The following is a 26,679-nucleotide window of genomic DNA, read 5'->3' as shown; positions in this document are numbered from 1 at the left end:
GGAGTTCCCCATGCTCGACGGCGTCCTGTTCTTCCCCGTCACCCCGTTCACCGCATCCGGCGACGTCGACTACGACCGGCTCGCCGAGCACGTCGCCAAGGGTGTCGACGCAGGCCCCGGCGGTGTCTTCATCGCCTGTGGCACCGGCGAATTCCACGCCCTCGGGCTGGAGGAGTTCGGCAAGATCGTCGCCAAGGCCACCGAGGTCGTCGCCGGACGCGTCCCCGTGTTCGCCGGGGCCGGCGGCTCGGTGCAGCAGGCCAAGGAGTTCGCCGCCAGCGCGAAGGCCAACGGCGCCGACGGCATCCTGCTGCTCCCGCCGTACCTGGTGACGATGCCGCAGGCCGGACTGGTGGAGTACACCCGCGCGGTCGCCGACACCACCGACCTCCCGCTCGTCGTCTACAACCGCGGCAACGCCCGGTTCGACGAGGCGGCCGCCGTGGAGGTGGCGCAGTTCCCGACCGTGGTCGGGTTCAAGGACGGCACCGGTGATCTCGACAAGGTGGGTCGCATCGTCCGCGCGGTGAAGGACGCGCTCGCCCCGTCCGGCAAGCCGTTCCTGTTCTTCAACGGCATGCCTACCGCCGAGGTCACCCAGCAGGCGTACCGCGCGATCGGCGTCACGCTGTACTCGTCCGCGACGTTCGCGTTCGCGCCCGAGCTCGCTCTCGGGTTCTACGAGGCACTCGAATCCGGAAACGAGGAGCTCACCGACGCACTGCTCCGCGACTTCTTCCACCCCCTGGTGCGCCTGCGTGACCAGGTGCCCGGATACGCGGTGTCGCTGATCAAGTCGGGAGTCGCGATGGAAGGAATCGACGCCGGGTCGGTGCGGCCGCCGCTCGTCCCGACGAGCGCGGCCCACGTGCGGGAACTCGCGCAGATCATCGCAGCCGGCCGCGCCGTTCTCGCCGACGCCCTCGCCGTGCAGGCGGCGGTCTGATGACTGCCGCACCCATCCGGATCACCGGCGCACGGATCACGCCCGTCGCGTTCGTCGACCCGCCGCTCCTCAACACCGTCGGCGTGCACCAGCCCTACGCGCTGCGTGCGATCATTCAGCTCGACACGGACGGCGGTCTCGTCGGCCTCGGCGAAACCTACGCCGACACAGCCCACCTCATCCGGCTCGAAGCGGCCGCCGAGGCGATCGTCGGGCTGGATGTGTTCGCGCTCAACGCGATCCGCGCGGCGATCGACCAGAAGATCGCCACCCTGACCGTCACGGGCGGTGACGGCGTCGCGGGCATGATCACCACAGCCAGCACCACCGACCGTGTGTTCTCTCCGTTCGAGGTGGCGTGCCTCGATGTGCAGGGCAAGGCCCTCGGCCGGCCGGTGTCCGATCTGCTCGGCGGCAAGGTGCGCGACGCCGTTCCGTTCAGCGCTTACCTGTTCTACAAGTGGGCCGGCCACCCCGGCGCCGAGCCCGACGAATGGGGCGAGGCGATCGACCCCGACGGTCTGGTCCGTCAGGCGCAGAAAATGATCGGCGAATACGGCTTCGAGGCCATCAAGGTCAAGGGCGGCGTGTTCTCGCCGGACGAGGAGATCGCCGGCATCAAGGCGCTGCGGGCCGCGTTCCCCGACCTGCCGCTGCGCCTCGATCCCAATGCGGCGTGGACCGTCGACACGTCGATCAGGGTCGCGTCGGAACTCGACGGCATCGTCGAATACCTCGAGGACCCGACGCCGGGCCTCGACGGCATGTCCGAGGTCGCGCGTGAGGCGAAGATGCCCCTCGCCACGAACATGTGCGTCGTCGCGTTCGATCAGCTCAAGCCCGCGGTCCTGAAGGATTCGGTCCAGGTCGTGCTGTCGGATCACCACTACTGGGGTGGCCTGCAGCGGTCGCGGCTGCTCGCCGGTGTCTGCGGCAACTTCGGTCTGGGCCTGTCGATGCACTCCAACTCGCACCTGGGCATCAGCCTGGCCGCGATGGTGCACCTCGCCGGCGCCACACCGAACCTCACGTACGCGTGTGACACGCACTGGCCGTGGAAGACCGAGGACGTCGTCAAGCCCGGGGTGCTGAAGTTTGTCGACGGCGCGGTCCCGGTGCCGACGACTCCGGGGCTCGGTGTCGAGATCGACGAGGACGCTCTCGCCGCCCTGCACCAGCAGTACCTCGACTGCGGGGTGCGCGACCGCGACGACACCGGATACATGAAGTCGGTGGACCCGACGTTCGAGAACACCTGCCCTCGCTGGTAGCTGTCTCACGGAAGGCGCCGACCGCGGTCTCGGTCGGCGTCTTCCGGGTGGGCTAGATTGAGCTTCGGGCTCGGGCCCACCTCGAGGCAAAGGAGTGGATCGAATGTTCTCCCTCGCACGGCTGTCGTGTTTCATCGCCGTCGCGGAGGAACTGCATTTCGGTCGCGCCGCCGAGCGCCTGCACATGACGCAGCCGCCGCTGAGCCGTCAGATCCAGCAGCTCGAAAGCGAACTCGGCGTGCAGCTGATCGACCGCACCAGCCGATCCGTCACCCTCACCGCAGCCGGTACCGCGTTTCTGCCCGACGCCCGGCGCATTCTGAGCCTGTCGGAGAGTGCCGCCCTGACGGTGCGGCGCGTACCGGCCGGTGACCTCGGCACCGTCGTCGTCGGGTTCACCGGTGCGTCCGCGCACGCGGTGCTACCGAGGTTGCTCGAGGCCGCACGCGACAGACTCCCGGACGTGAAAGTCGTTCTGCGGGAGATGGTCACCTCCGTGCAGATCGAGTCGTTGATCAGCGGTGAACTGGACCTCGGGCTGATCCGCCCCATCCTCACCCGCCCCGGCATCGACACCCGCTCCATCCACCACGAGCGGCTCGTCGCCGCGCTGCCCGCCGGTCACCCCCTCGCCGACGCAGAGCAGCTCGCGGTGGAGGATTTCGACGATCAGCCCGTCGTCATGTATTCGCCCGTCGATGCGCGGTACTTCCACGAACTGCTGATCAGCACGTTCACGATCGTCGGTGCCTCGCCGCGCTACGTCCAGTACGTCACGCAGGTGCACACCATGCTGGTGCTCGTCCGTTCCGGGCTGGGCATGGCCCTCGTCCCCGAGTCCGCGCAGACGATGCACCCGGAGGGGGTCGTATTCCGGCCCATCTCCGCCGTCCGCGACCGGCCCGTCCAGATGAACGCCGCCTGGCGGACGGACAACCGGAACCCCGCGCTGCGCAGGTTCATGGAGGACGTCCTCCCACAGCGGGAATGGGAATGAGAACCGGAGCGCTCAGAGCGTGAGCTTGCACGTCTGACCGATGTCGAGCACCCGCAGCACCCGGCCCGTCCCCAGCCACAACGCGCACGACAGCGCCAGGTCCGTCAGGATCTCGTCGGTGAAATGCTCGTGACACCGCGCCCAGAAGTCCTCGTCGTCGCGAAGCGCCGTGTGATCGGTGGCGAACCGGTGGGCGAACTCCGCCGCCGTCCGCTCCTCGGCGCTGTACCCGGGCCACGACTCCCACTCGAGAACGTGATCGTAGAAGTGCTCGTCGATCCCCGCATCGGCTCCACTCCTGTCGCGGGTGCCGAGGCACACGGCGCACTCATTGGCCTCCGCGACCGCCATCCGCGCGATCTCCCGGACCCGTAACGGTAACCGGTTCCGGTTGTACACGGCGTCTGTGAAAGCCCCGAGTGCACCACCCAGCTCGGGTGAGATCGCCAGCCAACCTGCCACGTCATCGTCACTGTAGCTACCTACTCGACTCATCCCCGAATGCTACAGCGGTAGGTATCGCGGGCGATAGATCTGACACGTGTTCTATATCGTCGATGGTTACGCCCGTAGTGTGCGGACGATGTTTTCGCGGGCGGCGCATGCTTGGCGGATCACGGGGAAGAGTGCGTTCCTCGACCGCCCCGCCGTGCCACGCATTTACGGCTGAATGCCGCTGCGGTGGCGGTACCGTGGTCGGCAAGGGTGTGCGAGATGAAAGTGACGGTTTCATGCCTTCCGGTGGCAAGGCGAACGTGGGGAACCTTCCCTTCGAACTGACAAGTTTCGTCGGCCGTCGCCATGAGATCGCTGAGGTTCGCCGTCTGCTTTCCGTGTCGCGGCTCGTGACGTTGACTGGTGTCGGGGGTGTAGGAAAGACCAGGCTCGCACTGCGGGTCGCCGCCGATTCGTCTCGCGCGTTCGACGACGGTGTGTGGTTGGTCGGGTTGGGTGAACTGTATGACCCAAGCGCGGTTGTCGATGTGGTGTTGTCGGTATTGAACCTGCGTGAGGGCCCGGGGTCACCGGAGAGGCAGCTCGTCGAGTATCTGACGGCGCGGAAGCTGCTGCTCGTGCTGGATAATTGCGAGCATCTCGTCGGACCGGTCGCAGGCCTTGCGGAAAGCCTTCTTCGCAGCTGTCCGGACGTGCGGATTCTCGCGACCAGCCGGGAATCGCTCGGGATCGGGGGAGAAGCCGTGCTGCGGGTGCCGCCGCTGACGCTGCCGGAACCGGACCAGCGGTCGGTGGTCAGCGGTGGGCTCGGCCATTACGAGGCTATGAACCTGTTCGCCGAACGCGCGGAGGCCGCGGTCCCGGGTTTCGAGATCACCGAGAGCAATGAGGGCGTGGTCGCGGCGATCTGCCGTCGTCTGGACGGTTTGCCGCTTGCGATCGAATTGGCGGCGGTGCGTCTGCGGGTGATGTCGGTGGAGCAGATCCTGCAACGGTTGACCGACCGCTTCACCTTGCTGACGACGGGCAGTCGCGGGGCGCCGTCCCGGCAGCAGACTCTCCTGGGGAGTATCGACTGGAGCTATGAGTTGTGCACCTGGGCGGAGCGGGAGCTGTGGGGACGGCTGACGGTCTTCGCGGGCGGTTTCGAGCTCGACGCGGTGGAAGGCATTTGTGCGGGCGGCATGACGTCGGACCAGGTTGTGGACGTGGTGGCGTCGCTGATCGACAAATCGATCGTGCTCAGGGAGGAGACGGGCGGCGCGGCGCGGTACCGGATGCTCGAGACGCTGCGTGACTACGGTACGCAACGGTTGCAGGAAACCGGCGAGTTCGCATCGTTGTTGCGGCGGCACAGGGACTGGTACGCAAGCCTGGTGCTACGGGCGGAGTCGGACTGGGTGAGTTCGCGGCAGGTGTCCTGGGTCGCGCGTCTGGACGCCGAGCAGCCCAACATCGTTGCGGCTCTGCAGTTCTGCCTGACCGGGCAGAATGAGGCGAACGCTGGGATTCGCATGGCGGCGGCTCTGTATCCGTACTGGCGGGTGCGGGGCAAGCTACGCGAGGGGATGCGGTGGCTCGCGCAGCTTCTGGCGGTTCGGGGCGGCGAACCCGGTGTGGAGCAGATCATGGCGTTGTACGTGCTCAGTGTGCTGTCCGGGCTGCACGGCGACCCGGAGGCGTCGGCGGTCTATGTTCAGCGCGGAGGCGCCTTGGCGGCGCAGCTCGGCGATCGGACGGCCGCGGCGCTGATGGACGATGCCGCCGGCCATCACGCACTGATTACCCGGGATGCCCGGGCTGCCTGTGAGCACTTCGAATCCTCGCTCGCGGTCTTCCGCGAGGACGGCAACGTGCTGTACAAGATCTGGTCCCTGCTCGGACTCGCGGCGGCCAGTGACGCGGACGGAGACTGGGCACGGAGCGAGGAGTGTCAGCGGGAGATGCTTGCACTGACCGAGCCGCGAGACGAGTCCATGTACCGGGGATGGGCGCTGTGGGGTGCGGGGATGGGGGCGTGGCGGCGCGGCGAGCAACCCCGTGCGAAAGATTTACTCTCGCAGGGACTGCAGCTCGCCCGGGCGGTGGACGACCGCACCAACGCCGCGGGGTGCATCGAGGTCCTGTCGTGGGTCGCGTTGGATGAGGGAGTCCCTCGGCGCGCGGCCACGCTGATGGGTGCCGCCGAGGCCCTCGCCCAGGCCGGCTGCAGCCCGAGCACCATCTACCCGAACCTGCTCGTTCGTCACGACCGGTGCGAGGAGAAGGCCCGCGGGACGATCGGTGACCGAGCGTTCGAGACCGACTTCGGGCACGGCCTCGGGATGCGGTTCGAGGACGCTGCCGCGTACGCACTCGACGAGAAGGGCACGACCGTTACCTCGGTCGGGCCGGGATCGACGACTCTCACACGGCGGGAACGGCAGGTAGCCGAACTTGTCGCCGAGGGCCTGACCAACAGGGCAATCGCCGAAAAACTCGTCATTTCCCATCGCACCTCCCAGGGGCACGTCGAGCACATCCTCGCCAAACTGGGGTTCACCTCCCGTACCCAGATCGCGGCATGGATCATCGAGCGCAGACAGGGCGAGCAGTCCTGATCGCCCGGCGCAGAATTCACGGAATAGGTTCTGGCACAGTTCGTTAGGGTCCCTTCCATACGTAACGTGAGCGGACCCCGGTGGTTGGGGTTCCGGAGGTAATCACCGAAAATCCAACGAAGTACGCGTAGTTCCTGGTCAGGCGCGCTGTGGTGAGGCTCTCAACTGTTGACGTAATGTCTGATACTTCCTCGGCGAGGTCGACCGGCTGCGCCGCGCGATCGAACACCGCCGCGCCGCCGGTATCCCGGCCCACCGGATCAGCCCGACCGGGCGCGGCCAACGGGTGCGGGCCCACTGGGATCCCACCGACCCGTTGATCGATCTCGGCTGCATCCATTCGTCGTGGAGACCGACCTTTCTGGGCAATCCCCGGCTGGCGCGACCCGAGCGCGCCCGCGCCCAAACCGCCTATCATCGGGCCGCACGCGTGATCACCGAGATCGACACCGCCCAGGCGGCCGCTGAGGACACCGAACCATGACCGATACCCTCACCGCGTCGGCCGAGGACCGGATCCGCGCCGCGATGCGGCAACTGCTCGACGGTTCCGTTCCCGACGGGCTCAAATGCGACGTAAAAAGCCTGCCAGCTCTCAGGCGTCCCGCGGGCCACCTTCTACCGCACCTACCCGCACCTGCGCGCCGAATTCGAGGAGCAACGCGGCATCGCCCGCGCCGCCGGGCAGCAGCCCGACCCCCGCCTGGCCCAGATCGACCGGCTGAAAACCGAAGTCACCGAGCTGCGGGCACGACTGGCCGCGCGGCAAGCCGAAATCGACGATCTCAAAGCCTTCCGCACGCGGGCACTGTCGGGCCTGGCCGCCCAGCACGACGAACTCACCACACTGCACCAGCACACCGGCCCCGTCGTCGCACGGAACCAAGCAACACCGACCAGTACCTGACCGATCTCCTCACCCGGGCCGACCACGACACAATGCGCCCGACTTCGACTGATGTGCTGCTGGTGCCGCTATCAGCGACCCTGCTCGAGTAACGCCGCGAACGCGGCGGGTCACCTGTGTCTCCATCAATGTGTGCGTCGACGAACTGCTCGACGGAGTCGGGGTGGGACTACCGCCGAGGGCATGAAGCATCGAAACACAGGACGGATCGCGGTAATGAGTTGGATTCGATGGTCTCGGCATTGGCGTGCAGGCCTGTGCCGCGGCTGACGGCGACCGGCAGGGAATTGCCGTCCTGCCTGGTCTGGTCGATCCGAAAGGCGGCCGGTGCGGCGCGAGACCGAAGACGGTGTCCGGCCCGACGCGCATTCGTTCGGACTATGCTCGGATCATGGCCACGGCGGGCAGCCGTGCCCCGATATGTGTACCGAGGCGACCGGATGGTTCACGGCGACCCGCTATCGACACAGCGCGATCTAAACGCCGGTATACCGGCGGAGCTGATAGCCGCAGGGTTTGAACGTCCGCAGGAGATCGGACGTGGCGGATTCGGCGTCGTGTACCGCTGTGTGCAGCGCGCGCTGGATCGAACAGTGGCGGTGAAGGTCCTGACCGCGGACCTCGATCCGGACAATCTCGCGCGATTCGTCCGTGAGCAAGTCGCGATGGGGAAACTGTCCGGACATCCGCACATCGTGAGCATCTTTCAGGTCGGCGCGACCGCGGGCGGGCGGCCGTACATCGTGATGCAGTATCACCCGCACGGTTCCCTGGACGCCAAGATCCAGAACAGCGGCCCCATCGACTGGCGGGAGGTCCTGCATGTGGGTGTGAAGATGGCCGGTGCTTTGGAGACCGCGCACCAGCGCGGGACCCTGCACCGCGACGTCAAGCCCGCGAACATTCTGCTCACCGAGTACGGCGAGCCGCAGCTCACCGACTTCGGCATCGCCCGGATCAGCGGCGGCTTCGAAACCACCAGCGGGGCGATCACAGGGTCCCCTGCCTACACCGCCCCCGAGATTCTGCAGGGCCAACCATCCGCCGCGACCTCTGACGTGTACAGCCTGGCGGCGACTCTGTTCTGCGCCGGTACCGGGCATGCGCTCTATGAGCGCCGCAAGGGCGAGCAGGCGGTCGTCCAGTTCCTTCGGATCACCAAGCATCCGATGCCGGACCTGCACGATTCGGGCCTGCCGGCCGACGTCGGCGAAGTGATCGAGCAAGCGATGTCCCGCGACCCGTGCGACCGGCCTGCGACGGCGGCCGAGTTCGGTGAACTGCTGCGCGCGGTACAGCGCCGGCACGGCATTGCGGTCGACGACATACCGGTTCCACTTCCGGCCCCGGAAGGGCACAGTGTCTCCGGGCCCACCACCGGGTCGCTGCGGCGCCGCTACCCGGCACGGTCGCTGACCCCGCCGGCCCCGGCCACCAGATTCCGCCCGCCCTCGCCGGCCCGGGCCCTGGTGCGACGGGACCGGTTGATCGAAACGCTGCGCGCCGGGCGGTCCCGGAAGTTGACCGTGATCCACGGGCCGACCGGATTTGGCAAGAGCACCCTCGCCGCGCAGTGGTGCGAAGTGCTGACTGCCGAAGGCGTCACCGTCGCGTGGCTGACCGTCGACAACGACGACAACAACCTCGTCTGGTTCCTGTCCCATCTGATCGAAGCCATTCGAGCCGTCAACGCCACGCTGGCCACCGAACTGAACGACGTGCTCGAGGAGCGTGGGGACGAGTCCGAGCGCTACGTGCTCACCTCGCTGATCAACGAGATCCACCAGAGCGGCGAACCGCTGACTCTGGTGATCGACGACTGGCATGTGATCAGCGCGAAGGCGACGATCAAGGCGCTGCGCTATCTATTGGACAATATGTGCCCCACGCTGAAGGTCGTGGTCACCAGTCGCAGTCAGAGCGGGTTGCAGATGAGTCGCATGCGGATGCAGGACGAACTCGTCGAGATTGATTCCACCGCAATGCGTTTCGATGTCGACGAGTCCGAGCATTTCCTGGTCGGGTTGCGCGGGTTACCCCTCGATCTCAGTGATGTCGAGGACCTCACGACGTCCACCGACGGCTGGGTGGCGGCGCTGCAACTCGCGTCATTGTCGTTACGGGGTTGCGACGACCCGTCCCAGTTGATCAGTTCCATGACCGGTGGCCACCACGCGATCAGTGAGTTTCTCGCCGAGAACGTGCTCGACACACTGGAACCGTCGATGCTCGACTTCCTGATGGCCACCTCGATTCCCGACCGAATCTGCGGCGATCTTGCCGCCGCGCTGTCCGGGGTGTCGCATGGACTGGAGATGCTCGAGGAGGTCGAAGAACACGATCTGTTCCTGAACCGCATCGACGATCAGTGGTTCGGCTACCACCACCTGTTCACCGAGTTCCTCCGGAACCGGTTGGAGCGGGATCAGCCGGATCGGGTGGCAGGGCTGCATCGCATCGCCTCGGGGTGGTTCGCCGAGCATCGATTGGTCAGTGACGCAATCGATCATGCGCTCGCCGCCGGCGACGAGCAGCGGGCGGTCGAGATCATTGAGAACGACGGACTCTACATGTTCGCGCATTCACAGATGTCGACACTGATCGGCTGGGTCGGCAAACTGCCGCCGACGATCGTGCAGACCCATCCGCGCCTGCAACTCGCCCTGGCCTGGGCGAACATCTTGCTGCACCGCGCCGAAGCCACCGGCCAGGCGCTGGCACTGGTGGAATCCACAGTTGAAGGAGCCGGTCTCAGTACAGGTGAGATCGCCGACGTCCGCGCCGAGGCGGACGTCGTACGAGCCCTCATGGCGCTGCGCGCCGACCACCTCGAGGGCATCGACGAACACATTGCGCCGTGCCTGGCTCGAGCAGACACCGTCCGCCCCTTCGTGATCGGCAAGGCGGCCAACCTGGCCACCTTCGCCGCCGCCTACCGGTGCGACCTCGACGAGGTCAGCCGCCTGCAGGCCTGGGCATCGATCTATTTCGAACGCGGCCGGGATTCGTTCAACCCCATTCACGGGCTGTGCTTCACCGGCCTGGCGAACCGACTGCTGCTCGACCCTCGAACGACAGAGGAATGCTTCCGCAAGGCCTTGAAGCTGGCCAAACAGTCCGGTGGAAGTCACTCATACACCGCCCGCCTGGCGAGTTCGCTGCTCGGCGAGTCGCTCTACGACCGCGGGGAGCTCGACGAAGCCGAACGGCTCCTGGACGAGGGGTACAAGCTCGGGCCCGAAGGCGGACCGGTCGATTTCAAGATCGCACGATACGTGTCCGGGGCCCGCGTCAAGGCGCTGCTGGGTGACCGGGAGACCGCGATCCGCCGGCTTCACGAGGGTGCGGAAATCGCGCAGACGTTGTCGCTGACGCGTCTGCGTGCACTGGCCGAGAACGAGCGGATCCGGTTGGGTCTTCCGGCCCACCCGGAGTTCGGCGTGTTGCCGGTGGTGTCCTATGACACTCGCCGACGTCCGATCGATGCGATCGACGAGATCACCGTCCAGCACGAGGAGGCGTCCGCGATCCGGACGCTGCTCGTCGAGCAGGATCCGGAAAAAGTGGACCTCGCCTGTCGGTGGGCTCAGAAATGGGTCGACTGGCTGGCTGAACGGCACCGGCCGCAGGCTCTCCTGCGGGCAAGGCGGCTGTTGGTTGCCTGCCTGGCCGCGGCCGAACGAACCGACGAGGCCAAGACGGTGCTGGCGACCATTGCCGCCCAGTGCGCCCACCTCGAATCGTTCCGCTACCTCCTCGACGGCGGACCATACGTGGCGGCCACACTCAGGGGCCTGCACGAGGACCAGCGGAACGGGCACTGGCGACCGGAGTGGCAGGAAGTGCCCGCGGACTTCCTCGCCAGGTTGGTCCGGGCCGAGGTAGTACACACGATCTGATCTCGGTCGTGCCGACGGAACTGTTCGAGCACCGCGGCCCTGATCGGGTCCTACGCCCCGAATAACGCCACCGGTGTCGCCATTGCCGCCCGCGTCGACCATCTGCTTGACCGGGTCACTGAGTCGACAGCCAACGGCATGAACCGTGTGAGACGGGTGGCGGGTTCGGCAAGGTCCTGATGGTCAGAGTCAGCGTCAGCGCCCGGGAGGGAAGGCCGCGGCGCGGGTAGGCACCCGCCCGTTCACTGTGCCTGCAGGAAGGGCCGCCGCAGGTCGTACTACGTCGCGCACTCGCTCAACAAGCTCTCGAGGACGGACGCCGCATACACCCGGTCCGGTAACGCCCTACTGCCCTCCTCGGCTCGAGTTCTGCGGTGCGATTGCACGACGTCGCAGAGTCGTCGACGGTATTCCTCCACGGCGAGGCTGAACTTCACGTGAATCTGCTCCGCGCTCGGTCCGCCGATCGGTGCCCAGAGGATGGCGAAATCGAGGATGTCATCGCTGGTGTAGGGCTGCGCGACCTGCATGCCTTTTCTCCGGTGTTCGGCGGCGGGAATCACGGCGTGCCGCCCGGCAGCGAGTGACTGTCAGAAGTCGTGGGAGCGTCGGAGTCAGGACCTGTCACCGCCACCGCAATCGGCGGGAAGGCCTGCAGCAGTTGGTCCATTTCAGCTCTGTCACATGGTATCTCGCTGATAATGTGCCAGAGTCTTTCGATGAACCGCCATGGGTGCATGCCAAATTTGATGAAGGTCTCGTCCTCCGGGACACCACCGAATGGCGCCCACATCCGAGCGAACGCGACGATGTCCTCTACTTCTTTTGCCTGTTTGCTGAGCTGTTTCACACGACGACGTTCGGCGTCCTGTCGTCGTTCGCGCCGTCGACGGTAGCGCCGGATATCCGACTCCACCGGATCGAATCCGTTCGGTCCCGTCTGGCCCGGCTGATCCGGGCTTCCCCCCAGGTCTGCCCCCTTGTTGGATGTAACCATTGGCTTCTCTGTTCGATGTGCGGGTTTGAGTTCGAGGCCCGGCCGGCGAGGTTGATCGGCTCACTAGCCAGGCCGCAGGGTTGTCATGACTGGTGTGTCCGCGGACGTCCCGAGCTGGGAGTCGTGCGAGTTGCTGGCTGTGCAACCGTCATCGGGACGCGGGGTGAAAGCGCCGGCGAGCGGGGGTAGGCACCCGCCCGCCGGCACGTGTGCGTTTCAGGAGCGATGCCGGTCCTGAACAGTTTCGGGTGGCATGATTGTGAGTCTGTTCAATACTGTCCTTCGGTGTTCGGCGCAGAAGTCACAGCGCGTGGCGCCACTTCTCGCTCGGCTGGCAGAGAGTCAGGACGCGGCACCGCCACCGCGGTAGGCGGCGGTTCCGTGGCGCGGGCTTGAGGATTGGCCAGGCGCTCGGGGCGCAGGATCTCGTCGAGTTCGGCGGCGGTGAGCAGTCCGCGCTCGAGCACCAGGGAGGTGACGCTGCGACCGTCGACCAGCGCTTGACGGGCGATGGAAGTTGCTGCGTCGTAACCGATCAGCGGGTTGAGGACGGTCACCACTCCGATGCTGGATTCTACCTGGGAGCGCAGGAATTCCTTGTTCGCGGTGATCCCGTCGATGCAGTGGTCGGCCAGGCTGGTGCAGGCCGCGGTGAGCGAGGCCAGGCTGGCGAACAAGGAGCGCGCGATGATCGGTTCGAAGGCGTTGAGCTGCAACTGTCCCGCCTCGGCCGCCATGGTGACGGTGAGGTCGTAGCCGATGACTTCGAAGGCCACCTGGTTGACCACTTCCGGTATGACCGGGTTGACCTTTCCGGGCATGATGCTCGATCCCGCCTGTCGTGGGGGGAGGTTGATTTCGGCGAAGCCGGCCCTGGGTCCGGAGGACAGCAGCCGCAGGTCGTTGCAGATCTTCGAGAGCTTCACCGCGACTCGTTTGAGCATCCCCGAGAACAGCACGAAGGCCCCGCAGTCCTGGGTTGCCTCGACCAGGTTGCCGGCCGTCACCAGCGGCAGCCCGGTGATCCGCTGCAGGTGAGTGCACGCTTGGGCGGCGTAGTCGGGATGGGTGTTGAGGCCGGTGCCGATGGCGGTCGCGCCCAGGTTGATCTCGTGCAGGTGCACCAGCGCTTCGCGGATCCGGCGTTCGTCCTCGTCGACCATCACCGCGTAGGTGCTGAACTCCTGGCCGAGGGTCATCGGCACCGCGTCCTGCAGTTGGGTCCGTCCGACCTTCACCACATCGTCGAACTCGACGGCCTTGCGCGCCAGGGCCAGGCGAAGATGACCCATCGCCGACAACAACTGTTGGGCGCCCTGGATGGTTGCGATCCGAATCGCGGTGGGATAGACGTCGTTGGTCGACTGGCCCATATTCACGTCGCCGTTGGGGTGAATCCTGGAGTACTCGCCCTTGCCGAACCCGAGAATCTCCAGCGCACGGTTGGCGATGACCTCGTTGGCATTCATGTTCGTCGAGGTGCCGGCGCCACCCTGGATGACATCGACCACGAACTGATCCAGCAGTCGGCCCTGTTCGATGTCCTGGCAGGCCTGCCCGATGGCGTCCTTCTTCACCTCGTCGATCAGGCCCAGATCGAAGTTGGTCAGTACTGCGGCGTGCTTGATCTGCGCGAGCGCCGTGACGAGCAGTGGATATGAGGAGATCTGCGTACCGGTGATCGCGAAGTTCTCTACCGCGCGCAGCGTCTGGATCCCCCAGTAGGCGGCGGCCGGGACTTCCCGGGCACCCATGAAGTCTGTCTCGATCCTGCCTTCATTCGCTTCCAGCAGGGACGGTGCGGTCATCTGTGCCATGGCTCTCGGTTCTCGCGATGGTGGTCTCGGACGAAATGAGGGTGTGGTGGGTGGTGTGATGTCAGGAAGCGGACACGAATCCGAGCGCCTTGTCCACGACATTCTCCAGTGGTTCGCCGTGGCAGAACCGCCGCAAATTGTCGACGAAGAGTTGGCCGAGATCATCTAAATAGTCCTGGGTGTCTCCGCTCATGTGCGGAGTGATGATGACGTTGTTCATGCCCCACAGGGTGTGTCCGTCGGGCAGAGGTTCGGGATCCACGACGTCGAGGGCGGCGCCGGCAATCGAGCCGGACGCCACTGCGTCCGTCAGGGCTGTGGTGTCGACGAGTTCCCCGCGCCCGACGTTGATCAGGTGTGCGGTCGGTGACATCGCAGCGAGCACGGCGGCGCTGACCAATCCGCTGGTCTCGGCGGTCAGCGGGGCTGCCAGCACGACGTAGTCGTAGTCACCGACAATCCGGGTCAGGTCTTTCGAGGAGTGAATTTGATGGAAATCGTCGTCACCGGGTCGGTGGGAGCGGCCGGCGCCGCTGACCTCCATGCCCACGGCACGGAAGAGACGGGCGATTTCGCGGCCGATGGAGCCGGTGCCGACCACCAGCGCGGACTGCCCCTGGATCTTGCGGGTGACCCGGTGTTGCCAGCGGTGTTGCTGCTGCAGCCGGAACGAGGTCTGCGCATCCTTGGCCATGTCCAGGACGAATCCGAGCGCGAACTCTGCGATGGCCCGGCTCAGAACGCCTCGGGAGTTGGTATAGACGATGTCGCTGCCGATCAGTTCGTCGAACAGGAGTTGACTCACCCCCGCAGCCGAGACATGGACCCACTGCACGGACTTGGCGGCATCCCAGTTCTCGCGTAGCGCCGGTGAGAACGAGTGCCACTGGTACAGCACGTCCGCGCCGTCGAGGGCATCGGCGAGACCGTCGGCTGTGGTCAGCCGAACGTTGGCGATCTCCTCGATCTCCGCCAACCGGGGCGGCAGGGCCTCCCGGTAGAGGACTGCGACGACCGGCCGGGTGCGTTCCGCTGCCGTGGTCATGACACCGGTGATGGCGTGGGGTCCGCCTGATTCGAGGCGAGGGTATCGATGGCGGACAGGACCGCGGACGTGAATTCGGCCGTCGACGACGTTCCGCCGACATCGCGGGTGCCGAAGCCCTCGCGCAGGGCTGACTCGAACGCGGCCTGCAGGTGGTCGGCGGCCTCGGGGTGGCCGAGGTGTTCGAGCATCATCGCACCCGACCAGATCTGTCCCACCGGGTTGGCCAGGCCTTTGCCGGCGATGTCCGGGGCCGACCCGTGCACCGGCTCGAACAGGGACGGGAAGTCGCCCTCCGGATTCAGATTGGCGCTGGGCGCCAACCCGATGGAGCCGGTGACGGAGCTTCCGAGATCCGAAAGAATGTCACCGAACAGGTTGGAGGCGACGATGACGTCGAAGGTCCAGGGCCGCAGGACCAGATGTGCCGCCAGCGCGTCCACGAGCTCGCTGGTCAAGTTCACCTCGGGGTAGAGGCGGGCCGTCTCCTCCACGACTTCATCCCAGAACGGCATGGTGTGCACGATGCCGTTGCTCTTGGTCGCCGACGTCAGGTGGCCCCGTCGGGAGGCTGCAAGACCGGCGGCGTAACGCGTGACCCGGGTAACTCCGAGTCGGGTGAAGATGGTTTCCTGCACTGCGCTCTCGTGCGGCAGTCCTCGGTACATCCGGCCGCCGACCTCCGAATATTCTCCCTCGTTGTTTTCCCGGACGATGAGCAGATCGATGGGGTCCTTGGCCGCCAGCGGTGAGGTGACACCGTCCAAGGTTTTCACCGGCCGGAGATTGATGTACTGCTGGAATTCCCGGCGGATGGGGATCAACAGGCCCCACAGTGATTCGGCGTCCGACACCTCGGGGGAACCCACCGCTCCCAGGAAGATCGCGTGGTGCGCGGCGAGCTGCTCGAGCCCGTCGACGGGCATCATCCGGCCGTGCTGGAGGTAGTATTCCGACCCCCAGTCGAAGTACGTGAACTCCAGGTCGAGCGAATGCACCTCCGCGATCCGGTCGAGGCAGGCGATGGCCGCCGGGACCACCTCTTTCCCGATGCCGTCGCCGGCGATGACCGCGATCTTGTGTGTGCTCATGGTGTGGTCCGCTCTGGCAGGCCGCCCAGCAGTTGCCAGGGTGCCCCCGATTCTCCGAGGTTGACGATGGTGTTCTTGGGTTCGGTCATCGCGTGGACGGCGTATCGCACGCCTTCGCGGCCGACGCCGGATTTCTTGAAGCCGCCGAAGGGCATCGAATCGATGCGGATGTCGCTGGTCTCGTTGATTACCACGGCGCCGACGTGCAGGTTCTCGGCCATGGCCAAGGCCAGATCCATCGACTGTGTGAAGATTCCTGCCTGGAGTCCGTACTCGGAGTCGTTGGCGGCGTGGACGGCGTCGGAGACCTCGACGAACGGGATGAGGGTCACGACCGGACCGAACACTTCGTCGCGGAGCACCCGGCACTGCGCCGGCACATCGGTCAGGACGGTGGGTTCGTAGAAGGCGCCCCGCCGCTGCCCGCCGGCGTGGACCGACGCCCCCGCGGCGATGGCCTCGTCCACCCATTCCTCGACGCGCCGGGCCTCGTCCTCGGAAATGAGCGGACCGACGTCGGTGCGGCGGTCGAACTTCGGCCCCGTCCGCAGCGCCTGCGTACCGCGAGTGACGTCCTCGAGGATCCGCTCGAAGAGCGAGGTGTGCACGTACACGCGTTGAACCGAGAGGCAGTTCTGCCCGGCGACGCCGAAGGCTCCGGCGACGATCGCCTCGGCGGCGGCGGCCGGGTCGGCGTCGGCGCAGACGATCGTGGCATTGTTGCCGCCGAGTTCGGAGAGGATCTTCTTGGCCCCGGCGGCGGCGGCGATCCGCTCGGCCGTCCGAGGACCGCCGGTGAAGGAGATCAGGTCGATCTGCTCGTCGGTGACCAGCGCCTCGGCCACACCGGGGCCGCTGACGATGGCCGCGATCCGGCCCGACGGCACCCCCGCCTCGAGCAGCAGCTGAACCAGGGCCAGCCCGCTCAGCGGGGTCCGCTCGGAGGGCTTGAGGACCACCCCGTTGCCGGCTATCAGGGCCGGGCCCAGCTTGTGCGCGACCAGGTTCAGGGGATCGTTGAACGGTGTGATGGCCGCGACGATGCCCACCGGTTTCCGGCTGTACCAACCGATCTTGTGCCCGGAGGCGAGGCTGTCCTCGAAGTCCAGGGTCGATCCGGACAGTTCGGTCGACGCGGCAGCCGAGAGCCGCAAGGTCTCGATGCAGCGGCGGACCTCACGCTCCGCCTCGGTGATGGTCTTGCTGCTTTCGGAGGCAATGATGGTGGCGAACCGCGCGGACTGCCCGCCCAGTAGCAGAACTGCCTTCTCGAGCGCCTGCCGGCGCGAACGCAGCGGCCACGGCTCGACCTGCAGGTGACGATGAATGTGGGCGATCGCGCGCCGCACATCCTGCGCCGTCGAGGTGCACACCCGGCCGACCAGCGCCCCATCCTCGGGATCGCGCACGTCCAGCGTCAGGTCGGCGGACTGCCATTGGCCTTCGACGAACGCACCTCCGGGCAGAACCGGGGTCTCTGACCGACTGGCATCTGGTTCCGGGCGCGCGTCAACGACAATTGTGGATGAGAGCATGAGGTTGCCTACCCTGTCTATTTGATGCGGTCGATGATCTTCGCGGCGCCGCCGATGATCGGCAGAAACCACGGGGGCCCGAAATGCCCGGGAACGGGGGGATTCTTCAGGTCTTCCCAGACATTCGCGGTCTTGTCGCCGCCCATGTAGGCGACCATCTTCTTGCCCATGTGCGCCGCCATCTGGACACCGTGGCCGCTGTAGCAGAGCGAATAGAACACACCGTCATGGATGCCGGCGTGGACCATCTGATCCATGGACAGATCGACCAATCCACCCCAGGTGTAGTCCACCTTGACGTTGGACAGGTACGGGAACAGCTCGATCATGGCCTGGCGCAGGATCTTGCCGCTCTTGACATCCGAATCCGGGCTGGAGAGCGCGAAGCGGGCCCGACCGCCGAACAGCAGCCGGTTGTCCGGGGTGATGCGGAAGTAGTAGGTCAGCATCTTGCTGTCCGAGGACTGTCGCCGGTTCGGCAGGATGCGGTCGACCACCTCGTCCGGCAGCGGTTCGGTGACGATGATGAAACTGCCCACCGGGATCACGCGCCGCTGCAGCCACGACGTCACGGCGCCCGTGTAGCCACTGGTGGCCACCAGCACCTGTTTCGCTCGCACGACGCCGCGGGTGGTGTGCACATCGTGCACGGTTCCCGAGACCTTGTGCAGCTCAGTGACCGCGGCGTTTTCACAGACGACTGCGCCGGCGGCAACGGCCGCCCCGGCCAGGCCGTGCGCGAACTTCCCGACGTGCAGTCCTGCTCCCAGCGGATCGAGCATCGCCCCGTGATAAAAATCGGAGCCGATTTCGCTGTGAATTTCGGACTTCGGGATGGTGATGACGTCGTAGTCGGCCAGGGCGGCCAGTTGCTCCTGCGATTTCAGCATTCCCTCGTAGTGGGAGGGGTGAAAGGCCAGCGAAAGTTTTCCGAACCGCTGGAAGTCGCAGTCGATGCCATAGTTGTGCACCAATTTCTCGATGGTGTCGATGGCATCGTTGTACTCCCGGAACATTTCCACGGCACGGGTACCCCCGTACCGCTTCACCGCGGTGTTGAAGCCGATCGCCAATCCCGTGGTCGCCATCCCGCCGTTGCGGCCGGATGCGCCCCAACCGACCGTATGCCGTTCGAGGACAGCAACGCTCGCTCCTTGGTTGGCGAACTCGACAGCCGCGGAGAGCCCGGTGAATCCGGCGCCGATGACGGCGACATCGACCTCGTCGGGCACCGGCGTCCGGCGGTAATCGCCGGACGGCTCAGCAGTATCGAGCCAATAAGGGATGAGTTTCACGATTGACCTTTCGCCTTACCCGCGGATCAGAGACCGAGGAGTTTGTTGAGCTCGTCGAGAGAATCGACGGTGGTGTAGTCGTAGCCCGCGGTGATGGGGTCGTAGCCACGGTCCAGCAACACCAGGTTCCGGAAGCCCATGTCGTGCATTGGCATCATGTCGTACCGCGTGTGCGAGGAGACGTGGAGGAAGTCCTCCGGCGTGGCGTTCAGGGTGTCAAGCATGTACTCGAACGCCTGGTAGCGCGGCTTGTAGGCCTGGGCCTGCTCGGCGGTGTACACGGCGTGGAAGTCTGCACCGAGCTTCGGAACGCTGATGTCCAGGAAGCTGTCGTCTGCGTTGGACAGAATCACCAGCTCGTAGTTCTCGCCCATGAGCTTGAGCGGAGCAGGCACGTCCTCGTGGGCAACCCAGCCGCGTACAGCCTCAGCGAACTGTGCGCCGGCGCCTTCGGTCGGCCCAATGCCCCACCGCTTGCAGACCCGGTCAAAGGAATCCTGAAGGATCTGCTCGTAGGGCTTGTAGTCGCCGCAGACCTCGTCGTACCGGTACCCGCGGAATACCTTTTTGAACGCGGGCCACTGCTCTTCAGGGAGACGGCCCGCGAGCAGCCGGCGGGTGGTGGGATCGATGTCGAAGTTGATGAGCGTGCCGTAGCAGTCGAAGGAGACGTACTTCGGCCGGAAAGTCTTGTCTGCCATGGTCATCCGTTTCAGTGAAGGGGAAGCAGTGGCCAATTCGGGAACCACTGCCGTCCCCGGGTGAAGGCGGAGTTGCGGGCGGTCGTCGCCGCCTGTGCGCAGGACTCCGCTGCCTGCTAGAACGACCCTAAGCCGCCGAATTGTCAATTGTCAACAGTTTGCTATCGGCGTAGTGTGATGCACTGCACCGCCGGAATCGATTGTGAAGAACGTCGCTGTTAACTGTCGACAATCTAGGGTGGAAGTGGTTGGATGAGTCCTATCCGGAAGTGCCGATGCCCCCACGCACACGCCCCGCGACCTGCGGCGACGGGATACGCACCCGGCCGGGAGTCTGAGAACCCGCGATCCGTTCAGCGCACCCTCCTCCGCTGAAATCATTCGAAGGAAACCCATGAAGACAAGAACAAGAGTCCAAGCCGCAGCGGTCGGCGTCGCCCTCCTGGTGGCCCTGAGCGCGTGCAGCACCGCCGACAGCGACGGGGCCGCGGGCTCGACGTCGAATACGGCCGATATCTCCGAGGGCGTGCAGGCGGACCCCGCCGCGGTCGCCCTGTTGCCGGCCTCATACAAGGACAAGGGCGAACTGACGGTGGCGATGGACCTCCACTACCCGCCGACCACCTTCCTTGCCGACGACAGCAGCACACCGATCGGCCTCAACCCGGACGTGGCCCGTCTGGTGGCCAAGAAGCTCGGACTCGGGCTGAAGTTCGTCAACACCAGTTTCGACACCATCATTCCCGGCATCGAGGGTGATCGATTCGACTTCACCGCCACCTCCATGTCCCCCACGCCCGACCGGCTCAAGGTGCTGGACATGATCGACTACTTCAACGGTGGGGTGTCCGTGGCCGTTGCCGCCGGAAATCCGCTGGGCCTGAGCAATGACGACCTGTGCGGCAAGAACATTGCCGTGACGAAGGGCTCGAACGCACAGCTCAAGCACCTGCCCAACATCTCCGAATGGACGTGCGTGTCCCAAGGAAAGCCGGCGATCAATGGCATCACCCTGCCCAACGTGCAGGAGGCGCTGACCCAGCTGTCCTCCAAGCGGGTCGACGGCGTCTTCTACGACACCCCCGCCCTGGTATGGGCACAAACGCAGCAGCCCAACGCGATCACCGTCCTCACTCCCCAGGTCGACACGCGTTCGGAGCACATCGTCACCGTCGCCCTCAAGAAGGGATCACCGCTGACGCCCGCACTGCAGGCGGCCGTTCAATCCGTCCTGAACAGCCCCGAATACAAAGAGTCGCTCTCCAACTGGGGTCTCACCGCCGGGAGCATCACCGACGCCAAGCTCAACTAGGGAGAGACCATGGTGCAACTGACTTCCCACGAAAGTAACCCGACGATGAACGGAATGGATCCCGCCCTCAAACCGAGGCTCCGGCGGCGAAGTACGTTCGAGTACGCAGCCTGGGCGGTGTGTATCCTGCTCGCCCTGGGCCTCGCCGTTTCCGTCTCGACCAATCCCAACTTTCAGTGGGATGTGGTCGCCAAATACTTCACCAATGAATCGATCCTGCGCGGACTGGTACTGACGATCTACTTGACGGTCGCCAGCATGGTCCTCGGAACGCTGCTGGGGCTGATTCTGGCCATCATGCGGTCCTCGAGCATCAAACCGGTTGCCGCAACGGCAGGGGTGTACATCACCTTCTTCCGTGGCACCCCGGTGCTGGTGCAGCTGATCTTTTGGTTCAACATCGCCGCGCTGTACCCGAACCTGTCCATCGGCGGCACGGATATCGACGTCAATGCCCTGATCACCCCGATCACGGCCGCGGTCGTCGGCCTGACGCTCAATCAGGCGGCGTACATGGCGGAGATCATCCGCGGAGGGTTCTCCTCGGTGGGCAAGGGGCAGATCGAGGCCGCCGACTCTCTCGGTATGAGCAGCGCGATGAAGATGCGCAAGGTCATCATTCCCCAGGCGATGCCCTCGATCATTCCGGCGACCGGAAACCAGGTCATCGGAATGTTCAAGGAGACATCCCTGGTCAGCGTGCTGGGCGTCGCCGAGCTGCTCCAAAGCGCACAGCTGATCTACGCGCGCACCTACGAGACCATCCCACTCCTGATCGTCGCCAGCCTGTGGTACCTGGTGATGACCCTCATTCTGAGTTACCCGCAATCCCAGCTCGAGAAGAAATACTCCCGTTCGACTTCCAGGCTTCCCCGGAAAGCGAAGAAGGTTGTGCTGACAGACCCGGAAGGTATTGCACGATGACTTGCGACGGTACGGTTCACGGCCGTGGGATCCGTAAATCCTTCGGCTCCAAGACAGTTCTGCAGAACATCGATCTCGACATCGCCAGCGGTGAGATCTGCTGCATCATCGGCCCCAGCGGATCCGGAAAATCGACCTTGCTGCGCTGCGTCAACGGCCTCGAGACGGTCGATCTGGGAGTGTTGAAGGTCAACGGAGAGCACTTCGGCTACTACGAAACGGACACCGCATTCCACGCCCTGAGCCGCAAACGCCTCGCCGAACAACGCACCAAGGTCGGCATCGTCTTCCAGCAGTTCAACCTGTTTCCCAACATGACTGCCCGGGACAACATCATGGCCGGCCCCGTACTGGTCAAGCACGGTGGCAAGCAGCAGGCAGCGGAGCAGGCGCAGCAACTGCTGGCGAGCGTCGGACTGAGCGGGTTCGGCGGCCACTATCCCGCGCAACTGTCCGGAGGCCAGCAACAGCGCGTGGCCATCGCGCGGGCGTTGGCCATGGATCCGCAGATCATGCTGTTCGACGAGCCGACCAGCGCCCTCGACCCCGAAAAAGTCGGTGAAGTTCTCGCCGTCATGAAGGACCTGGCACAAAAAGGCATGACCATGATCGTGGTCACCCATGAGATGGGCTTCGCACGGGAGGTAGCGGACACCCTGCTGTTCATGGACGAAGGCTGCATAGTCGAACGCGGTGACGCCCGCGAGGTCCTTGCCCACCCGAAGGAACGACGGACCCAGGCCTTTCTGGAAAGGGTGCTCTGACCACGATGGACGGACAACTGGCCGTCATCGGCCTGGGCAGCATCGGAAGCATGGCATTGTGGCAGGCTTCCCGCTCGTCCAATTCGGTGGTCGGATTCGAAGCACAATCGCCGGGCCATGCCCGCAGCGCCGCCGGCGGTGACACCCGCCTGTTCCGCATGCTGTATCGAGGAACGCCCAGCTACTACCCCATCCTCGAAAGGTCCCGCCGCCTCTGGGCCGAGCTCGAGGCCGACTCAGGTCAGCATGTCCTGACGCGCTGCGGCGGATTGTCGATCGGAACGGTAGACGGCCCCTACCTTCCGCACCTGCTCGAAACCACCCGGATCAACGGGGCCGACCACGAAATCTTGAGCCGCGAACAGATGGCCGAGCGGTACCCGCAACACAACCTCCGGCCGGACGACCACGCGGTGTTCGACCCCCATGCAGGCGCCCTGCGGACCGACCGCGCGGTCACCGCGGCGGTGGCCGCCGCGCAGGCGAACGGGGCAACAGTCCTCAGCAACACCCCTATCGACGACATCCGGGAAGCCGACGACGGCGTGGTCGTCACCGCCGGAAACAATTCCTGGACGTTCGAGCGCGTCATCGTCTCCTCGGGCGGCTGGTCCCGGCGCCTGATGCCCGACTATCTGAAGGCGGTCACCGAAACACGGCGGATCTTCCTGTCCTGGTTCGTGGCCCGGGACGCCTCCGAATTCTCCCCGGACAGGTTCCCGATCTTCATCCGCATCTCCGGAGAGCGCTCCATGTACGGAGCCCCCAGCGTCGACGGGGTGACGGTCAAGGCCACCCTGGACGGTCGCGGGGCCTTTACACCACAGGCCGATACCGTGCCCCGGGACCTCACGGCAGACGAAATCGCCGAGACCACCGAGACAGTCACCGAATTCCTGCCCGGCCTCTTCCCCAACATCGTCCGCTCCGACGCCTTCCCGGACCTCTTTACCGCGGACAAGCACTCCCTTCTCGGCCCTCTTCGGGAGAACAGCAGAATCTACTGCGCCACCGGGTTCTCCGGCGCCGGCTTCAAGATGGCGTCCGGCTTCGGAGAGATCGCCGCCACCGAAGCGCTGGGCACACGGTCCTTCCAGGGGCTCGATTTCCTACGGCCCCAACGGTTCCGGCCACACCCGCGCGAAGACCACGCCGCGTCCACCGACGCGCCCGGTGACCGTCAGCACGCAAGCTAAAGGCTCTACGTAAGCCACGCGCCGCGTGGCGAGGCCGGTGCCGCCTCGCCACGCGTCCGCGCCATACCCCGAACCCAGATTGCCAATTGTTGACAATTGACAATCCTTAGGAAAGTATCAAGCCATGGCAACTCTCAGCCCCGTCCTCAAGCAGGCCACCCCTGTCGTCGTCGACTACGCGGCCGGCAGTTGGGTGTACGCGACCGACGGCAAGAAGTACCTCGACTTCACCACCGGAATCGGTGTGACCAGCACCGGGCACTGCCACCCGGACGTCGTCGCCGCAGCCCGCGAACAGGTCGGCAAAATCGTTCATGCCCAGTACACGACGGTGATGCACAAGCCGCTGCTCGAGCTCACCGAGAAACTCGGCGACTTCCTGCCCGCGGGACTCGACAGCGTCTTCTACGCCACCTCCGGCTCCGAAGCGGTCGAGGCCTCGGTCCGTCTGGCACGTATGGCGACCGGACGACCCAACATCATCTCGTTCCACGGCGGTTTCCACGGAAGGACGGTGGGTGCTGCCTCGCTGACCACCGCCGGCACCAAATTCCGCTCCGGCTTCTCCCCACTGATGGGCGGGGTGCACATTGCACCCTTCCCCCACACCTACCGATACGGCTGGGATGAAGAAACAGCGGTCACCTTCGCCCTGAAGGAACTCGATCACCTCCTGCAGACCATCAGCACCCCCGCCGATACCGCCGGCTTCATCATCGAACCCGTCCTCGGCGACGGCGGCTACATTCCCACCCCTGTCGCCTTCCTGCAGGGGTTGCGCGAACGCGCCGATCGGCACGGCATCGTGTTCATCGTCGATGAAGTCCAGGCGGGTGTCGGGCGCACCGGCAAGTTCTGGGGACACGACTGGGCCGGGATCCGGCCGGACGTCATCATCACCGCGAAGGGCCTGGCCAGCGGGTTCCCCATCTCCGCGATCGCCGCCTCCACCGAGCTGATGTCCAAGGCATGGCCGGGCTCCCAGGGTGGCACGTACGGAGGAAACGCCGTGGCCGCCGCCGCCGGTGTCGCCACGCTCGGCGTCATCGAACGCGAGAACCTGGTGTGGAACGCCCACCTTCGGGGCGAGGAGCTGCGCGCGGGCCTGGAAAGCCTCCAAACCGACTTCGCCGGAATCGGGAACATCCGCGGCCACGGCCTGATGCAGGGCGTCGAATTCACCACGGCCGACAATGCCCCCGACGCGGCGCTGGCCCTGGCCGTGCAGCAGGCCGCCGTCACCGAAGAACTTCTCCTGCTGACCTGCGGTCCATACGGAAACGTCATCCGCATCATCCCGGCGCTCAATGTCACCAGTGACGAAATCCAAAGCGGCCTAAACAAATTCACGCAGGCGCTGAAGGCAACCACCACATAGACACCGCGCACGGGCTCCGCCCCGCCGAAACTCACCGATCACCCGGCGGTACTCCGCCCCTCGACCACCGAAAGTGTCAGATGACTCCTTCCTTTGACCCCAACGCCCTCCACACGGGCCTGTTCATCGACGGTGCATGGCGCCAGGCCACAAGCGGCGCCACCTTCAACGTGGAAAACCCGGCAACACACGAAGTCATCGCCGAGGTCGCCGACGGCGGACTCGACGACGCCCTCAACGCCATCGCGGCAGCCGGACGCGCACAGGCGACGTGGGCCACCTCCACCCCTCGCGAACGCGCGGACATCCTGCGCCGCGCCTTCGACCTGGTCAATGCCAACACCGACCGGCTCGCTGCCATCATCACCGCCGAGATGGGCAAACCTCTCGCCGAAGCCAAGGGCGAAGTCGCCTATGGCGCCGAGTTTCTTCGCTGGTTCTCCGAGGAGGCCACTCGTATCGGCGGAGACCACACCACCTCGGTCGACGGCAAGACCCGAATCCTGATCACCAAAGAGCCGGTGGGAACCTGTGTGCTGGTGACGCCGTGGAACTTCCCGCTGACCATGGGCATTCGCAAGATCGCCCCGGCGATTGCCGCCGGATGCACGATGGTATTCAAGCCCTCGGAACTGACACCCCTGACGTCCCTCGCCCTGGTCGACATCTTCCAGCAGGCCGGCCTGCCCGACGGTGTCCTCAACGTCGTCACGACCTCCAACGCCGCCGACGTCGTGGAGCCGTGGATGAGCAGCGGAATCGCGCGCAAGGTCAGCTTCACCGGGTCCACCGCGGTCGGCAAGATCCTGCTGCGCCACGCTGCGGACAACGTCATGCGCTCCTCCATGGAGCTGGGAGGCAACGCCCCCTTCATCGTCCTGGCCGACGCAGACGTCGAGCGCGCCGTCGACGGCGCCATGATCGCCAAGATGCGGAACATGGGCGAGGCTTGCACGGCCGCGAACCGCTTCTTCGTACACCGTTCCCTGGCAGAGGAATTCGGCGAGAAATTCGCCAAGAGAATGGCCGAGCTACAGGTAGGCAACGGCGCCCTGGAAGGAACCGAGGTCGGCCCCCTCATCGAACAGGCCGGCCGGGACAAGGTCGAGGACCTGGTCGCCGACGCCCTCGCCAAGGGCGCCCGCATCCTGACCGGCGCCACTCGCCCACAGGGACCGGGGTACTTCTACACTCCCACTGTCCTGACGGACGTTCCCCTGGATGCGAAACTGATGACCACCGAGATCTTCGGCCCGGTCGCGGCGATCACCCCCTTCGACAGCGAGGACGAAGCGGTGCACCTGGCAAACGACACCGACTGGGGGCTTGTCGGATATGTATTCACCGAAAACGTCGACACGGCCATGCGCTTTTCCTCCGCGCTGGAAGTGGGAATGGTCGGCCTCAATACGGGACTCGTGTCGAATCCGGTAGCACCGTTCGGCGGTGTCAAGCAGTCCGGACTGGGACGCGAAGGCAGCAAGATCGGAATCGATGAATACCTCGAGTACAAGTACACCGCAATAGCACGTTAGATCGCTTTGCGCC

General features: G+C 65.4%; 22 protein-coding genes. 12 read left to right on the top strand and 10 right to left on the bottom strand.

Translation table 11 applies throughout. From position 1 onward, the window contains the following. Nucleotides 1-10 precede the first annotated feature (10 nt). The 3 genes from ACFWAY_RS05320 to ACFWAY_RS05310 all read left to right on the top strand — a co-directional run bounded on the left by ACFWAY_RS05320 (nt 11) and on the right by ACFWAY_RS05310 (nt 3,214). Nucleotides 11-946 (top strand): 5-dehydro-4-deoxyglucarate dehydratase, encoded by a 936-nt coding sequence (locus ACFWAY_RS05320; RefSeq protein ID WP_378452966.1) that lies wholly within the window; start codon nt 11-13, stop codon nt 944-946. Beyond that, nucleotides 946-2,217, top strand: a complete 1,272-nt coding sequence (locus ACFWAY_RS05315) for a glucarate dehydratase family protein (protein ID WP_378510022.1) — start codon at nt 946-948, stop codon at nt 2,215-2,217. Before ACFWAY_RS05320 ends, ACFWAY_RS05315 begins: the two co-directional genes overlap by 1 nt. 103 nt (nt 2,218-2,320) lie before the next feature. Then, a complete protein-coding gene (locus tag ACFWAY_RS05310; protein WP_378452968.1) occupies nt 2,321-3,214 on the top strand; it encodes a LysR substrate-binding domain-containing protein in 894 nt (297 codons plus the stop codon). A gap of 12 nt (nt 3,215-3,226) precedes the next feature. Here the strand turns inward: ACFWAY_RS05310 and ACFWAY_RS05305 are convergent, their stop codons facing one another. After that, nucleotides 3,227-3,709: a carboxymuconolactone decarboxylase family protein gene (locus ACFWAY_RS05305; protein WP_378452969.1), complete on the bottom strand. Its 483-nt coding sequence runs from the start codon at nt 3,707-3,709 to the stop codon at nt 3,227-3,229. Nucleotides 3,710-3,945: 236 nt separating this feature from the next. Between ACFWAY_RS05305 and ACFWAY_RS05300 the strand changes: the two genes are divergently transcribed. Both ACFWAY_RS05300 and ACFWAY_RS05295 read left to right on the top strand, forming a co-directional pair. Next, nucleotides 3,946-6,270 carry an ATP-binding protein gene (locus tag ACFWAY_RS05300; protein WP_378510021.1) on the top strand — a complete coding sequence of 775 codons (2,325 nt, stop codon included), beginning with the start codon at nt 3,946-3,948 and terminating at the stop codon, nt 6,268-6,270. Nucleotides 6,271-6,586: 316 nt separating this feature from the next. Continuing rightward, a complete protein-coding gene (locus tag ACFWAY_RS05295; protein ID WP_378510020.1) occupies nt 6,587-6,754 on the top strand; it encodes a hypothetical protein in 168 nt (55 codons plus the stop codon). 111 nt (nt 6,755-6,865) lie between these two features. Here ACFWAY_RS05295 and ACFWAY_RS05290 read toward each other — a convergent pair whose 3' ends face one another. Beyond that, on the bottom strand, nt 6,866-7,129 hold the full coding sequence (locus ACFWAY_RS05290) for a hypothetical protein (RefSeq protein ID WP_378510019.1): 264 nt from the start codon (nt 7,127-7,129) through the stop codon (nt 6,866-6,868). 488 nt (nt 7,130-7,617) lie between these two features. On the opposite strand from ACFWAY_RS05290, the gene ACFWAY_RS05285 reads away from it, so the two are divergent. Continuing rightward, on the top strand, nt 7,618-11,076 hold the full coding sequence (locus ACFWAY_RS05285) for a protein kinase (RefSeq protein ID WP_378510018.1): 3,459 nt from the start codon (nt 7,618-7,620) through the stop codon (nt 11,074-11,076). A gap of 278 nt (nt 11,077-11,354) precedes the next feature. On the opposite strand, the gene ACFWAY_RS05280 is transcribed toward ACFWAY_RS05285, so the two are convergent. The 8 genes from ACFWAY_RS05280 to ACFWAY_RS05245 all read right to left on the bottom strand — a co-directional run bounded on the left by ACFWAY_RS05280 (nt 11,355) and on the right by ACFWAY_RS05245 (nt 19,563). Next, nucleotides 11,355-11,606 carry a hypothetical protein gene (locus ACFWAY_RS05280; RefSeq protein ID WP_378510017.1) on the bottom strand — a complete coding sequence of 84 codons (252 nt, stop codon included), beginning with the start codon at nt 11,604-11,606 and terminating at the stop codon, nt 11,355-11,357. 29 nt (nt 11,607-11,635) lie between these two features. Continuing rightward, nucleotides 11,636-12,073, bottom strand: a complete 438-nt coding sequence (locus ACFWAY_RS05275; RefSeq protein WP_378510016.1) for a hypothetical protein — start codon at nt 12,071-12,073, stop codon at nt 11,636-11,638. 269 nt (nt 12,074-12,342) lie between these two features. Further along, a complete protein-coding gene (gene aspA, locus ACFWAY_RS05270) occupies nt 12,343-13,890 on the bottom strand; it encodes an aspartate ammonia-lyase (protein WP_378510015.1) in 1,548 nt (515 codons plus the stop codon). A 61-nt stretch (nt 13,891-13,951) separates the two neighbouring features. Next, on the bottom strand, nt 13,952-14,935 hold the full coding sequence (locus ACFWAY_RS05265; protein WP_378510014.1) for a D-2-hydroxyacid dehydrogenase: 984 nt from the start codon (nt 14,933-14,935) through the stop codon (nt 13,952-13,954). Then, entirely contained in the window at nt 14,932-16,026 is a 1,095-nt protein-coding gene (locus ACFWAY_RS05260) for a tartrate dehydrogenase (protein WP_378510013.1), read from the bottom strand. Before ACFWAY_RS05260 ends, ACFWAY_RS05265 begins: the two co-directional genes overlap by 4 nt. Further along, complete coding sequence (locus tag ACFWAY_RS05255) at nt 16,023-17,561, bottom strand: aldehyde dehydrogenase family protein (RefSeq protein ID WP_378510012.1); 1,539 nt, start codon at nt 17,559-17,561, stop codon at nt 16,023-16,025. Before ACFWAY_RS05255 ends, ACFWAY_RS05260 begins: the two co-directional genes overlap by 4 nt. Before the next feature lie 17 nt (nt 17,562-17,578). Further along, on the bottom strand, nt 17,579-18,856 hold the full coding sequence (locus tag ACFWAY_RS05250) for an NAD(P)/FAD-dependent oxidoreductase (RefSeq protein WP_378510011.1): 1,278 nt from the start codon (nt 18,854-18,856) through the stop codon (nt 17,579-17,581). A 26-nt stretch (nt 18,857-18,882) separates the two neighbouring features. Further along, nucleotides 18,883-19,563, bottom strand: a complete 681-nt coding sequence (locus ACFWAY_RS05245; protein WP_378510010.1) for a haloacid dehalogenase type II — start codon at nt 19,561-19,563, stop codon at nt 18,883-18,885. A gap of 388 nt (nt 19,564-19,951) precedes the next feature. On the opposite strand from ACFWAY_RS05245, the gene ACFWAY_RS05240 reads away from it, so the two are divergent. The 6 genes from ACFWAY_RS05240 to ACFWAY_RS05215 all read left to right on the top strand — a co-directional run bounded on the left by ACFWAY_RS05240 (nt 19,952) and on the right by ACFWAY_RS05215 (nt 26,666). After that, nucleotides 19,952-20,869 carry an ABC transporter substrate-binding protein gene (locus ACFWAY_RS05240; protein WP_378510009.1) on the top strand — a complete coding sequence of 306 codons (918 nt, stop codon included), beginning with the start codon at nt 19,952-19,954 and terminating at the stop codon, nt 20,867-20,869. A gap of 9 nt (nt 20,870-20,878) precedes the next feature. Beyond that, the gene (locus ACFWAY_RS05235) at nt 20,879-21,793 is read left to right on the top strand and encodes an amino acid ABC transporter permease (protein ID WP_378452982.1); all 915 of its coding nucleotides are present in this window, start codon (nt 20,879-20,881) and stop codon (nt 21,791-21,793) included. Then, nucleotides 21,790-22,557 carry an amino acid ABC transporter ATP-binding protein gene (locus tag ACFWAY_RS05230; RefSeq protein ID WP_378510008.1) on the top strand — a complete coding sequence of 256 codons (768 nt, stop codon included), beginning with the start codon at nt 21,790-21,792 and terminating at the stop codon, nt 22,555-22,557. The genes ACFWAY_RS05235 and ACFWAY_RS05230 overlap by 4 nt, the downstream gene beginning before the upstream one ends. 5 nt (nt 22,558-22,562) lie before the next feature. After that, nucleotides 22,563-23,753, top strand: a complete 1,191-nt coding sequence (gene solA, locus ACFWAY_RS05225) for an N-methyl-L-tryptophan oxidase (protein WP_378510007.1) — start codon at nt 22,563-22,565, stop codon at nt 23,751-23,753. A 124-nt stretch (nt 23,754-23,877) separates the two neighbouring features. Next, nucleotides 23,878-25,131, top strand: a complete 1,254-nt coding sequence (locus tag ACFWAY_RS05220) for an aspartate aminotransferase family protein (RefSeq protein ID WP_378452985.1) — start codon at nt 23,878-23,880, stop codon at nt 25,129-25,131. An 80-nt stretch (nt 25,132-25,211) separates the two neighbouring features. Beyond that, nucleotides 25,212-26,666, top strand: a complete 1,455-nt coding sequence (locus ACFWAY_RS05215; protein ID WP_378452986.1) for an NAD-dependent succinate-semialdehyde dehydrogenase — start codon at nt 25,212-25,214, stop codon at nt 26,664-26,666. Nucleotides 26,667-26,679: the final 13 nt, after the last annotated feature.

The organism is Rhodococcus sp. NPDC059968 (genome assembly GCF_042738615.1).
GTDB lineage: Bacteria > Actinomycetota > Actinomycetes > Mycobacteriales > Mycobacteriaceae > Rhodococcus_F.
This window is presented reverse-complemented; position numbering and strand designations above follow the sequence as displayed.